At 69.0% G+C, this 12,363-nt stretch carries 11 protein-coding genes; 3 read left to right on the plus strand and 8 right to left on the minus strand.

The window, feature by feature from the left end:
- Window positions 1-42: 42 nt before the first annotated feature.
- Both AB0E56_RS12655 and truB read right to left on the minus strand, forming a co-directional pair.
- Window positions 43-411 (minus strand): hypothetical protein, encoded by a 369-nt coding sequence (locus AB0E56_RS12655; protein ID WP_359799388.1) that lies wholly within the window; start codon window positions 409-411, stop codon window positions 43-45.
- Entirely contained in the window at window positions 408-1,301 is an 894-nt protein-coding gene (gene truB, locus AB0E56_RS12660; RefSeq protein WP_359799390.1) for a tRNA pseudouridine(55) synthase TruB, read from the minus strand. Before truB ends, AB0E56_RS12655 begins: the two co-directional genes overlap by 4 nt.
- A gap of 89 nt (window positions 1,302-1,390) precedes the next feature.
- Here truB and AB0E56_RS12665 point away from each other — a divergent pair, with 89 nt between their 5' ends.
- Window positions 1,391-2,287, plus strand: a complete 897-nt coding sequence (locus tag AB0E56_RS12665; RefSeq protein WP_359799392.1) for an A/G-specific adenine glycosylase — start codon at window positions 1,391-1,393, stop codon at window positions 2,285-2,287.
- Window positions 2,288-2,294: 7 nt separating this feature from the next.
- Here AB0E56_RS12665 and AB0E56_RS12670 read toward each other — a convergent pair whose 3' ends face one another.
- From AB0E56_RS12670 to nusA, 5 genes are all read right to left on the minus strand, one after another.
- The gene (locus AB0E56_RS12670) at window positions 2,295-4,370 is read right to left on the minus strand and encodes a helix-turn-helix transcriptional regulator (protein ID WP_359799393.1); all 2,076 of its coding nucleotides are present in this window, start codon (window positions 4,368-4,370) and stop codon (window positions 2,295-2,297) included.
- Window positions 4,371-4,532: 162 nt separating this feature from the next.
- Complete coding sequence (rbfA, locus tag AB0E56_RS12675) at window positions 4,533-4,958, minus strand: 30S ribosome-binding factor RbfA (RefSeq protein ID WP_359799394.1); 426 nt, start codon at window positions 4,956-4,958, stop codon at window positions 4,533-4,535.
- 92 nt (window positions 4,959-5,050) lie between these two features.
- Window positions 5,051-7,807, minus strand: a complete 2,757-nt coding sequence (gene infB / locus AB0E56_RS12680) for a translation initiation factor IF-2 (RefSeq protein ID WP_359799396.1) — start codon at window positions 7,805-7,807, stop codon at window positions 5,051-5,053.
- A 94-nt stretch (window positions 7,808-7,901) separates the two neighbouring features.
- Window positions 7,902-8,156 (minus strand): YlxR family protein, encoded by a 255-nt coding sequence (locus AB0E56_RS12685; protein ID WP_359799398.1) that lies wholly within the window; start codon window positions 8,154-8,156, stop codon window positions 7,902-7,904.
- 62 nt (window positions 8,157-8,218) lie between these two features.
- A complete protein-coding gene (gene nusA, locus AB0E56_RS12690) occupies window positions 8,219-9,202 on the minus strand; it encodes a transcription termination factor NusA (RefSeq protein WP_183152496.1) in 984 nt (327 codons plus the stop codon).
- Between the two features lie 129 nt (window positions 9,203-9,331).
- On the opposite strand from nusA, the gene AB0E56_RS12695 reads away from it, so the two are divergent.
- Entirely contained in the window at window positions 9,332-10,687 is a 1,356-nt protein-coding gene (locus AB0E56_RS12695; protein WP_359799399.1) for an FAD-dependent oxidoreductase, read from the plus strand.
- On the opposite strand, the gene AB0E56_RS12700 is transcribed toward AB0E56_RS12695, so the two are convergent.
- Window positions 10,656-11,696: a TIGR00730 family Rossman fold protein gene (locus tag AB0E56_RS12700; RefSeq protein WP_359799401.1), complete on the minus strand. Its 1,041-nt coding sequence runs from the start codon at window positions 11,694-11,696 to the stop codon at window positions 10,656-10,658. The genes AB0E56_RS12695 and AB0E56_RS12700 overlap by 32 nt on opposite strands.
- A 149-nt stretch (window positions 11,697-11,845) precedes the next feature.
- Between AB0E56_RS12700 and AB0E56_RS12705 the strand changes: the two genes are divergently transcribed.
- Window positions 11,846-12,349 carry a pyridoxamine 5'-phosphate oxidase family protein gene (locus AB0E56_RS12705; RefSeq protein WP_359799403.1) on the plus strand — a complete coding sequence of 168 codons (504 nt, stop codon included), beginning with the start codon at window positions 11,846-11,848 and terminating at the stop codon, window positions 12,347-12,349.
- Window positions 12,350-12,363: the final 14 nt, after the last annotated feature.

Genomic DNA, 12,363 nt, shown 5'->3' on the forward strand with positions numbered 1-12,363 from the left:
AGAGCCGCGCAGGACACCGGGACTCCGCCCCGACGCCGCACGTCACGCCACCTGGATCGCCCAGATGACCTGCATGCGCCACAGCATGATGGCGATGGCCAGCGCAGCGACACCGAGGATGACCGTGCTCCATCTGCTGCGCTCCATGAGCGCCCACAGCACCGCGCCCACGGGAAGCAGCGCGGCCGAGACGAGGTAGACCCAGTACTCGAGCAGGTCACCCGTCGGCGGGTTGCCCACGAGGGGCGCGACGATCGCCACGACCACCTGGACGATCAGCAGCACCTCGACGAGCGCGAGGGCTCCGACCGTGAAGTCGCTCGGTCGACGTCCGATGAGTCCTGCGACGAGGCAGAACACCCCGGCCGCCACCGCCGCCACGATCTGCACGACCGTGAACCACAGGATCATCGCTCGCCCTCCGGCATGTTCATGGCGCTCTTCAGGTCTGCGCCGCGCTTCTCGACGATCCCGATGAGCACCCCGTCTTCATCGACCGCCGCAGCGATCGCTGCGGTCAGTCGTCCCGCCTGTCCGGCGAGGCGCTTCCCCTGACGCAGGTCGCGCGCGTCATCGCCCGACATGTCCAGCACCGGCAGCAGGCGACTCGCAGCCTCCGCCGGGGTCAGCGTGTGAGCGCCGTCGAGGGCGTCGAGGGCGACGGCGTCGGTCACGTCGAAAGGACCGACCCTAGTGCGCCGCAGCGCGGTCAGGTGCCCGCCGACGCCCAGAGCAGCTCCCAGATCACGGGCGAGTGAGCGGATGTAGGTTCCTGAAGAGCAGTCGACCACCACGTCGAGGTCGAGGTAGCCGTCGCTTCGCCGCGCCTCGATCAGCTCGAACCGGGAGACGACCACGTCGCGTGCGGCGAGAACGACCTCCTCGCCCGCCCGCACACGGTCGTACGCACGACGTCCGTCGACCTTGATGGCGGAGACCGCGCTGGGCACCTGCGAGATCGCTCCGGTGAGCGCGGCGATGCCTGCTCGCACGGCCGAGTCCGTGACGGCTTCCCAGGCCTCGGGCGCCGCGGTCGCGACCGTCTCCCCCTCGGCGTCGTCCGTCCCGGTGCTCGCGCCGAGGCGGATCGTCGCCAGGTAGGTCTTGTCCGTGCCGACGACATAGGTCAGCAGACGGGTCGCGCCCTCGATCCCGATCACCAGCAGTCCGGTCGCCATCGGGTCGAGGGTGCCCGCGTGACCGACTTTGCGCGTACCGAAGGCACGGCGCGTGCGTGCGACGACATCGTGGCTGGTGAGCCCGGAGGGCTTGTCGACGAGGAGGATGCCGGGCGAGACCATCCTCCCAGCCTACCGATCGCATCCGGGCACTCCCGGCGCACCGAAGCCTCGGCGCCGGGAGGTCGCCCGCGCTCGCATAGGCTGAAGGGATGCCCGTACCGCAGGCCCCTGACGACATCGCGTCGCGCCTGTCGACGTGGTACCGGGCGACCGCTCGTGACCTCCCCTGGCGCCGGCCGCAGTTCCATGAGGAGTTCGGAGCCTGGGGCGTGCTCGTCAGCGAGTTCATGCTGCAGCAGACGCCGGTGACGCGGGTCATCCCGCATCTGGAGGCGTGGCTCGAGCGCTGGCCGACCCCGACCGCCATGGCCGCGGCGTCGACGGCGGATGTCGTGCGGCAGTGGGCGAACCTGGGCTATCCCCGACGGGCGCTGTGGCTACATCGAGCGGCCATCGAGATCACCGCTCGACACGGCGGTGCGGTCCCCCGTGAGATCGAGTCGCTACTCGCGCTGTCGGGCATCGGCGACTACACGGCCAGAGCCGTCGCCGTGTTCGCGTACGGTGATCGCCACCCCGTCGTCGACACCAACACGCGTCGCGTGCTCGCCAGGGCGATCGACGGTCGAGCCCAGCCGGCACCCCCTTCCCGCAGAGACCTCGCGCTGATGGCGTCCCTCCTGCCCGACACGGTCGAGGAGGCCGCAGTGTTCAACGCCGCGGCCATGGAACTGGGCGCGACGGTGTGCACCTCCCGCGCACCACGCTGCGACGTGTGCCCGCTCGCGCCCACCTGCGCCTGGCTCGCCGACGGGCGCCCCGACACCGGAGACGGACGCCGACGCCAGGCCACCTACGAAGGATCCGACCGCCAGGCGCGCGGCGCAGTCCTCCGACTGCTCAGGGACATCGCGCCGGAGGGTGCTCCGTTGCCGTCCGTCCTGCCCGATTGGCCCGACGAGCAGCAGCGTGATCGCGCGATCGACTCGCTGATCGCCGACGGACTCGCGGAGGCCGACGGCGCCACGCTCTTCCTTCCCCGCTGACGACGCGTCAGAGGTGCTGCTCTGCTCGGTGCGCCAACACCGTGAGCTCGACTCGGCTGCGCACCTCCAGCTTGGTGAACACGCGGCCGAGGTGCACCTCGACGGTACGGACCGACACCCGCAACGCCTCCGCGATGTCGCGGTTCGCCGCCCCACGGATCGCGTGCATCGCGACCTCGAGCTCACGCGCCGTGAGCTGCGACGACCATGCGGCACGGCACGCCGAGAGCGCATCGATCGCCGGAGCCGTGCTGCCGTCCCGCGGGTCCAGCCTGTCGAGGCGTCGACGGATCGCCCGCGCCCATGCCGTCGCTCCCGAGAGTTCGAACAGGCGCTCCGCGTGGAGAAGATGGATCCGCGCCGACACGTGATCGTCGCGGATGGCGAATTGCGTCCCGAGCATCGTCTCCACCCGCGCACGCGCGAACGGCGAGCGGAGCGTCCGTGCGGCCTCACGGACGTCATCGCACTCCGACCGCCATCGCCCTTCTCCTGCGCGAGCCAGCCGAGCGCGCAGGCTCTGGGCGCGGATGATGTCCGGCGGAGCCAAGGCGACGACCGTGTTCTCGTGGCTCCCCGCACCCACCGCGAGCTCTTCGAGACCCGGGACCGTCATGGCCGGGCGCACGCCTCCGAGCTCGGCCCAGAGGCGGATGGTCGCAGCCGCATCGTCGAACGAGCCTGCGAGGTACTCCCGGAGTCCTCGATCGACGAGAAGATCGATCCTGACGCCCGGTGGGAGCGCCTCGGTGAGCGCGCGGGAGTACGGGCCGAGTTCGCCGAGGACGATGAGATCGAGGCGGCGGGCGAGCACCACCCCCAGCCCGGCGAACGGCAACGCGACGGGAAGGACGAGCGCGGCCTCGAACAGCTTGTCCCGCGCCACACCGATATCGCCTCGCCACGCGAGCAGAAGCACCTCGACCACGACACGGTAAGCCTGCACCAACGGGGTGCGCTCGTGCTCGGGGACGAGCGCATCGCCGACCGGGAGAATCGCGGCATCGTCTCGCGCCAGCAGGCGCAGCCCCCGGTCGAGGTCTCCGTCCATCGCGGAGCGCAGCGCATCGAGGATCGTGCCGCTCACCGAGCGCGACCCGCTCGACCCGTCGACATCGCGTTCCCCGGCGATCAGCCAGCTCAGCGCCACGACCCGGTCTCCGAGGTCGCGTTCGACGCCGATGCGAGCGGCGCCCTGTCTGACCTCATCGAGCCAGACGCGCATTCCGCGGCGATCCTGCCTCTCCGCGCACATCAGCGCCGCGAGGGCCGCAGCTCTCGTCCACTGCCCCCAATCTTCGGCGTCTCCGACCGGACGAAGTGCGCGATGGTCGACGTCGGGCACCGTCCCCGTCAGCAACGCGTGCGCAACGAACAGGCCGCCGAGCCCTCTGCGCCGACAGCTCGCCGCACCTCCGGGATACAGGCGCGCGAGCCATGCGGCGCCTTCTGCCGCGTACCCTGCGGCAACCGCCGAGGAACCCGCGACGAGTACCGCCTCATCGCGAAGGCCGTCGACCGCGTGCGCCACCGCCTCGCGGGCGAGCAGGAACGCACGCTCCGGCAGCCCCGCCCCGATGAGACGCCGGGCGATCCGGATGAGCTGAGGCGCCGTCGCGGGGTCGCGCTCGAGAGATCCGCGCGCCTGATGCCAATCCGCTCCGACCTGGTCGCCCCTCCGGCGGAGGATCGCGCTGAGCCGCTCGTGCACCCGGGCCGTGGTCGCGGTGGGCGCCGTCGCCCTGATCCAGACCGAGAGCCGCGGATCGACGAATCTGACATGCCCGGCGTGCACGAGGAGATGCTCGCCAATCGGGCCGGAGGCGATCTCGTCGGGCGAACGTCCGTCGAGATCCACCAACGGAGCGAGGCTGTCGTCGAGGGCGACGGCGAGGGCGAGCAGCAGCTCACGGTCCCTGCCGTCGAGTTCCAGCCCATCGAACGCACCCGCGATGGCGGGCACGGACGGGAGCGGATTCGGCAGGGGACGCAGCCCGTGGCGCTGATCCGCCGACAGTCGTTCGACGACCTGTCTGATCGTCTCCACATCCGCGCCGAGGTCGGCGGTCAGTCGCCCGAGCACGTGCGGTGCGCAGCCGAAGCCCCGGTCGTGCAGATCGTCGAGCAGAAGTCCGATGACGGCGGGCGCGACGAAGGAGGTCCCCGTCGTGCTGGTTCCCTCTATACCGATCCCCTTGAGCCTCGCGGGTGCCTGACCCGCGAGGCCGAGCGTATCAAACCGTGCCTACTCCGCGTCGTCGTCGCTGCGGTACGGGTCCGCGTCGCCGGCGTGCGACGCCGAAGAGGCGAGCTTCGCGACGTCGGCATCGCGCTGCTGCGCTTCACGGAGCAGTGCACCGATGTGGTCCGCGTTCTCCGGAAGCGCGTCCGGGATGAACTCGAGCGTCGGCACGAGCCTCGTGCTCAACTGCCGTCCGACCTCGCTGCGCAGCATTCCGGTCGCCGATGTGAGAGCGGCACCGCTGGAGATCCGCTCCTCCTCGGTGCCGAGCACGGTGTAGAACACGGATGCGTGCTGGAGGTCACCGCTCACGCGGACGTCGGTGATCGTGACGAAGCCGAGGCGCGGGTCACGCAGCCCCTTCTCCAGCCGTTCGGCGAGGATCACGCGGATCCGGTCCGCGAGACGCGCCTGTCGTTCGCCTGCCATTGTTCTCTCCCTGTCCAGGAACCCTCAGGGCGTCCTTCATCCCGCGCTCCGGGGAGCGGGAACGAAGGACGCCCGAAGGTGTTTCGAATTGATCAGCCGCGAGGCTTCTCGACCATCTCGGTGGTCTCGATCTCGTCACCGATCTGGATGTCGTTGTACTTGCCGAGACCGATACCGGCCTCGTAGTCCGTCCGAACCTCGGTGACGTCATCCTTGAAGCGACGCAGCGACTCGATGGCGAGACCATCGGCCAGCACGACGCCGTCGCGGATGACACGAGCCTTGGCGTTGCGCGTGATCGTCCCCGACCGCACGATGACACCGGCGATGTTGCCGAACTTCGAGGAGCGGAACACCTCGCGGATCTCGGCGACACCCGACTGGACCTCTTCGTACTCCGGCTTGAGCATGCCCTTGAGCGAGCTCTCGATCTCGTCGATCGCGTTGTAGATGACGGAGTAGAAGCGGATGTCCACGCCCTCGCGAGAAGCACGCTCACGCGCCTTCGTGTCGGGGCGGACGTTGAAGCCCACGATGATCGCGTTGTCGATCGTCGCCAGGTTCACGTCGGACTCGGTGATCGCACCCACGCCGCGGTGGATGATGCGCAGCTGCACCGAGTCGTCGACCTCGATCTTGAGGAGCGACTCCTCCAGCGCCTCGACGGCACCGGAGACGTCACCCTTGATGATGAGGTTGAGCGACTCGACCTTGCCCTCTTCGAGAGCACGGGTGAAGTCCTCGAGCGAGATGCGCTTGCGGGCCTTGGCCAGCTGGGCGTTGCGCTCGACGGCTTCTCGCTTCTCAGCGATCTGACGGGCCATGCGGTCTTCCTCGGTGACGATGAAGACGTCGCCGGCGCGCGGCACGGAGTTCAGACCCTGCACCTGGACCGGACGCGACGGGTAGGCCTCGACGACCTGCTCGCCATTCTCGTCGGCCATCGCACGCACGCGGCCGTATGCCGTACCAGCGACGATCGCGTCACCGACCCGGAGCGTTCCGGACTGGATGAGCACCGTTGCGACGGAACCGCGACCCTTGTCGAGCTTCGCCTCGATGGCGACACCACGAGCGGCCTTGTTCGGGTTGGCGGTCAGGTCGAGACCGGCATCGGCCGTCAGCAGCACGGCGTCCAGGAGCTCCTGGATTCCCGTGCCGGCACGAGCGGACACGTCGACGAACATGACGTCGCCACCGAACTCCTCCGCGACCAGCCCGTACTCGGTCAGCTGCTGTCGCACCTTCGAGGGGTTGGCATCGGGCTTGTCGACCTTGTTCACCGCGACCACGATCGGCACGTTCGCCGCCTGCGCGTGGTTCAGCGCCTCGACCGTCTGCGGCATGATGCCGTCGTCGGCCGCGACCACGAGGATCGCGAGGTCGGTGACCTGCGCACCACGGGCACGCATGGCGGTGAAGGCCTCGTGACCGGGGGTGTCGATGAACGTGATCGCCCGCTCGATGCCCTCGTGCTCCGTCCACACCTGGTACGCACCGATGTGCTGGGTGATGCCGCCGGCCTCGCCCTCGATGACGTTGGTCTGACGGATCGCGTCGAGCAGTCGCGTCTTACCGTGGTCAACGTGACCCATGACGGTGACGACCGGGGGACGGATCTCGAGGTCGTCCTCGCTCTCCTCCTCCAGCTCCTTCTCGAGGTCGAGACCGAAGCCCTCGAGGAGCTCCTTGTCCTCGTCCTCGGGCGAGACCATCTGGATCTTGTAGCCGAGCTCCTCGCCCAGCACCTCGAACGTGGCCTCATCGAGCGACTCGGTGGCCGTGGCCATCTCGCCGAGGTTGAAGAGGATCGTCACGAGGGTTCCGGGCTGGACCGTGTAGCCGGTCAGCGTCTCGATCTTGTCGGCGAAGTCCGCGATGGATGCGCCGCGACGCATGCGGATGATCTCTCCGTTGCCGCGGGTGACGTTGACGCCACCGACGACCGGAGCACTCCGCATCTCGAACTCTTGCCGCTTCGCCCGCCGCGACTTGCGCTGCTTGCTCTTGCCGCCGCCCTTGCCGAAGGCACCTGCGGTACCACCGCCGGGGCCACGGCCACGACCGCCACCGCCACCGGGGCGACCCGCGAAACCGCCGCCGCCACCAGGACGGGCTCCGGGACCGCCGGCGCCGCCGGGTCCACCGGCACCGCCGGGACGACCGGGGCCGCCAGGACGCTGCTGGAACGGAGCGCCGGGACGACCGCCCTGGCCACCACGAGGGGCACCGGGACGAGGCGAACCAGGACGAGGAGCACCCGGGCGGGGTGCGCCGGGGCGCGGAGCCTGCGGACGCGGGATGTTACCCGGCGTCGGGCGCTGGCCCATGCCCTGCGCCGAGGCGAACGGGTTGTTGCCCGGACGCGGACCGGCCGGACGCTGGCCCATGCCCTGCGCGGACGAGAACGGGTTGTTGCCGGGGCGCGGAGCGCCAGGCGTCGGCGCGCCGTCAGCGGGCTTCGATGCGTCGGACTTCGATGCTTCGGGGGCCGCGGGCGCGGGGGCTGCCGGAGCGGGAGTCGCTGCGGCCGGTGCCGGAGCCGCGGGGGCAGGAGCCTCCGGGGCGGGCTTCGGACCGGGCTTGGGGCCCGGAGTGGGTGCCGGAGAGGCGCCCGGCTTCGCAGCAGGCTTCGCCGCGGCCGGCTTGGCCGCGGGCGCAGCGTCGGCGGCACCCTTCAGCGAGGGGTCGGCCTCGATCGCCGCGCGCAGCTTGCGCGCAACCGGCGGTTCGATGGTCGAAGAAGGACTCTTGACGAATTCGCCGAGTTCCTTGAGCTTCGCAAGTGCGATCTTGCTGTCGACGCCGAGTTCGGCGGCGATCTCGTGTACGCGTGGTTTACCAGCCACAATTCTCCTGTCTGGGTCGGTCTACCCAGACAGGGCAGACCACTAGTCGCGGACGGGTCTCATTTCGAGCCGTTCACTTTGTTTCCATAGCTGTTCAGCCTTTGTTTCTGGGTGGGTGCTGTTCGAAGTTCCGTGTGTCCAGCTGAGTGGTCACACGCAGTGCTCGCCCGAATGCGCGTCGCCGCAGAGCGGCCTCCATGCATTCCTGTGTCGGATGCACCCACGCGCCGCGCCCCGGCAGGACTGCACGCTCATCGACGATGAGCGTGTCGTTCTGGGACACCACCCTGAGCAGGGTGGAGCGGGGAGCACGCGTGCGACAACCGACGCACGTTCGTACGGGTTCCATCTTACACCTGCGTTTCACCCCGACCCGTCCGCGCAACGCGCGATCCGGAAGGCCGAAGCCTTTCAGTCGAGGATGCTGTCGGGCTGGATGTCGATCTTGGCGCCCGTGAGCTTGGCGGCCAGACGCGCGTTCTGACCCTCCTTGCCGATCGCGAGCGACAACTGGTAGTCGGGGACGAGTGCGCGGACGGCCTTCGTCGAGGCGTCGAGCACGAACGAGCTCGTGACCTTCGCAGGAGACAGAGCATGGGCGACGAACACCGGGAGATCCTGGTCGTAGTCGACGATGTCGATCTTCTCGCCAGCGAGCTCCTCGGTGACGGCCCTGACGCGACGGCCGAGCTCGCCGATGCAGGCGCCCTTCGCATTGATCGACGGATCGTTCGCCTTCACCGCGATCTTCGTACGGTGTCCGGCCTCACGGGCCAGGGCGACGATCTCGACCAGACCGGCCGCGATCTCGGGCACCTCGAGGGCGAAGAGCTTGCGGACGAGTCCGGGGTGGGTGCGCGAGACCGTGATCTGCGGCCCCTTCAGCCCCTTGGCCACGCTGGTCACATAGACGCGAAGACGCGAGCCGTGGGTGTACTCCTCGCCCGGCACCTGCTCCTCCGGCGGCAGGATCGCCTCGACCGCGCCGAGATCGACGTGGATCATGCGGGGGTTGGGGCCCTGCTGGATGACTCCGGCGACGATGTCGCCCTCTTTGTCTTTGAAGTCGCCGAGCACCACATCGTCGGCGATGTCACGCAGACGCTGGCTGATGACCTGCTTCGCGGCGAAGGCGGCGATGCGACCGAAGTCGTCGGGAGTGGCGTCCTCCTCGCCGATCACGGCGCCCTCCTCATCCCGGACGACCTGGAGCACGGCGACGTGCCCGGTCTTGCGGTCCAGGTCGACGCGAACGCCCTCGGGGGTCGCGCCGTCTTCGGAGACGTGCTTGGAGTACGCGGTCAGGATCGCCTGCTCGATGATCGCGACGAGCTCATCGAAGGGGATCGCCTTCTCCTTCTCGATCCCTCGCAGAAGACTCAGTTCGATGTCCATGACGGCCTCTCTATTCAGCTCTCGTCGCGCCTGTTCGCACGCGCGACATCCGTACCACGATACCCTGTGCCGACCGACTCCGGCGCGGCCGCGGCGGTGTGGGAAGCGGGATCGTTCGAGGAGGAGCACGTGAGCACATTCGACACCATCGTGATCGGCGCAGGGATGTCGGGGCTCACGAGCGCCCGGATGCTCGTCGACGCGGGGCAGAAGGTCGTCGTCCTCGAGGGCCGCGACCGCGTCGGCGGACGGATGCACACCGACCGCGGCGCCGGGTACCCGGTCGACCTCGGCGCCTCCTGGATCCACGGGATCGAGGATTCTCCGCTGTGGGACCTCGTCCAGGCGCTCGGCATTCCCACGATCGAGTACACGGTCGGCAGCTTCCAGGTCGGCGGACGCCCGATGGAGAACTTCGACGGCGACGGCCGGCGTATGGACGCCGCGGCCACCGCCGAGTGGATCGCGGACGTCGACCTGGCCGACCGCCTCCTCCTGGAGGAGATCGACTCCTCCTCCCCCGGCGACACCTACCTGGACGTCACGGAGCGTGCCCTCGACCGGTCGGGCCTGCCTCCCGAACGCATCGACGAGATCCGGGAGTTCTTCCGCCATCGCGTCGAAGAGCAGTGCGGCGCCTGGATCGGCGATCTCGACGCGCACGGTCTCGACGAGGACGCGATCGAGGGCGACGAAGTGATCTTCCCCCGTGGATACGATGAGCTGCCGCGACGCATCGGCGCCGGCCTCGACGTGCGACTCGAACACACCGTGACACGCGTGAGTCGGTCATCCGACGGGGTCGTCGTGCACGCGAACGGGACCGAGTTCCACGCGGACAGGGCGATCGTCACCGTGCCGCTCGGCATCCTCAACTCCGGCACGATCACGTTCGAACCAGCACTCCCCGACGCGGTCTCCGGCCCCATCTCGAGGCTCGGGATGGGCGTGTTCAACAAGGTGTTCGTCCAGTTCCCCGAACGCTTCTGGGACGAGGAGGCGTACGTCATCCGCGCGCTCGGTGAGGCCGGCGAGCACTGGCATTCCTGGTACGACGTCTCCGCCGTCAGCGGCGTCCCCACTCTGCTCACCTTCGCCGCCGGCCCGTTCGGTCGACGGATGCAGCAGCGTGCGGATGCCGAGATCGTCGCCGACGCGCTCAGTGCCCTGCGCCTCCTCCACGGAGAAGCCGTCGGCGAGCCGCTCGCCCACTGGGTCACCCGCTGGGGCGATGACCGGTTCTCGAACGGCTCCTACTCGTATCTGGCCACGGGTTCCTCGCATCATGACCACGACGCCCTGGCCGGTCCCGTCGACGGCGTCCTGCACTTCGCCGGTGAGGCGACGTGGGGCGACGAGCCGGCCACGGTCGGCGCCGCCTTCGCCTCCGGCCACCGAGCCGCTGAGCGCATCCTCGACCATGCCGTCGAGCTCGCGGACTTCGCCGCTCGGATCACCGCGCGGGAGCGGACGGAAGCGCGTTGACGGCTCCGATCAGCCGGAACAGGTTCCCCACCTGTCGCTGATCCAGATGCAGGATCAGCCGAGGCAGGTCGAGGTTGTCGTCGTCCGCGACCTCCGGCTGCCGCGGGGCCGTCCGTTCGATCCGCCCCGACGAGAGCATCGACGCGAACTGCTCGTTGAGCTTCTCGATCTCGGCGTCCGTCGGCGCGGCCTTGAGGCGCAGCACCAGCGCGTCACCGACCCACCGCAGCGAGTCGTAGTTGTGCCAGAACCCGGTGATCTCCGCCCGGGCGGCCTCGACCGAATCGGTGATCACGACGCGATCGAAGTCTCCCTCTGAAATCACCCCGGTCGGCGCGAGGTGGTCGTCGATGAAGCTGCGAAGCCCCTGCCAGAACGTGCCACCCGGTTGGTCGAGGAGCACGATCGGCGTCGGCTCCGCCTTGCCCGTCTGCTGCAGTGTGAGCAGCTCGAACATCTCGTCGAGCGTGCCGAAGCCGCCCGGAAGGCAGATGAACCCGAGGGACTCCTTGATGAGCATCAGTTTGCGAGTGAAGAAGTACTTCATCGCGACGACGTGATCCTGTCCCGTGACGAAGCCGTTCGGCTTCTCCTCGAACGGCAGTCGGATCGATACGCCGAGCGAGAGCGCGGGCCCCGCCCCCTCGGAGGCGGCCTGCATGATCCCCGGCCCGGCTCCCGTGACGACCATCCACCCGTCGCCGGCCAGTGCCGAGGCGACATCGCGCGCCGTGAGGTACAAGGGATCGTCCCGTCTGGTGCGAGCCGACCCGAAGACCGTCACCTTGGGGACTCCCCTGAACGGCGCGAACAGCCGGAACGCGTCGCGCATCTCGGCCAGCGCCGCCGACGCGATCTTCAGGTCGAGACGATCGGCGCCGTCCTCCCCCAGCAGGATCGCCGTGCGCAGCATGCGCATGACCAGCCGCCTGTCGGTGTGCACTCCCGCATCGTCCAGGACGGCGTTGATCTCAGAGCTGAGGGCTTCGGGAAGGGGTTCGTCGATCATGACACCAGGGTGTCATGATCCGGGGCGACCACGACCCTGTGCCACGCCGCCCTGGACCGACAGTCCCAGCGGCACCACGCGCCGATCATGTTCCCTGGCCGCTGTCAACGCCCGTGCACGGCTCGCGCCTCTCGCGGCACAGTTGCCTCATGACGGAGATCACAGGACCCGAAGCCCTCGCCCGCGTCGCCGAACTGGTGGAGGACATCGACTTCACGATGCTCACCACGGTCGACGACGACGGCCACCTCGTCAGCCGACCGATGTCGACCAGGCAGATGGACGATGCCGGCGACATCTGGTTCTTCACCGCGGAGGACACCGAGAAGGTCGAGGAGGCTCGACGCCACCACGACGTGGGCCTCTCCTATTGCGACAGCAAGGGGATGCGCTACGTGTCGGTCGCCGGCACGGCCGAGCTCGTGCACGACAGGGCGAAGATGGAGGAGCTCTACACGCCCTCACTCGACATCTGGTTCGCCGACGGCCTCGACACGCCAGGCATCGCACTGCTCAAGGTGACGCCGACGGTGACGGAGTTCTGGGAGCCGTCGAAGGGCAGGATCGCGATGGCCGCAGGCGCGCTCAAGTCACTCGTCACCCGCGACACCCCGGACGACGACATCATGAACCACGGCCACATCGTCTGCTGACGATGCGGCCGTGA

The sequence above is a fragment of the Microbacterium sp. NPDC028030 genome (assembly GCF_040637855.1).
Taxonomy (GTDB): Bacteria; Actinomycetota; Actinomycetes; order Actinomycetales; family Microbacteriaceae; genus Microbacterium.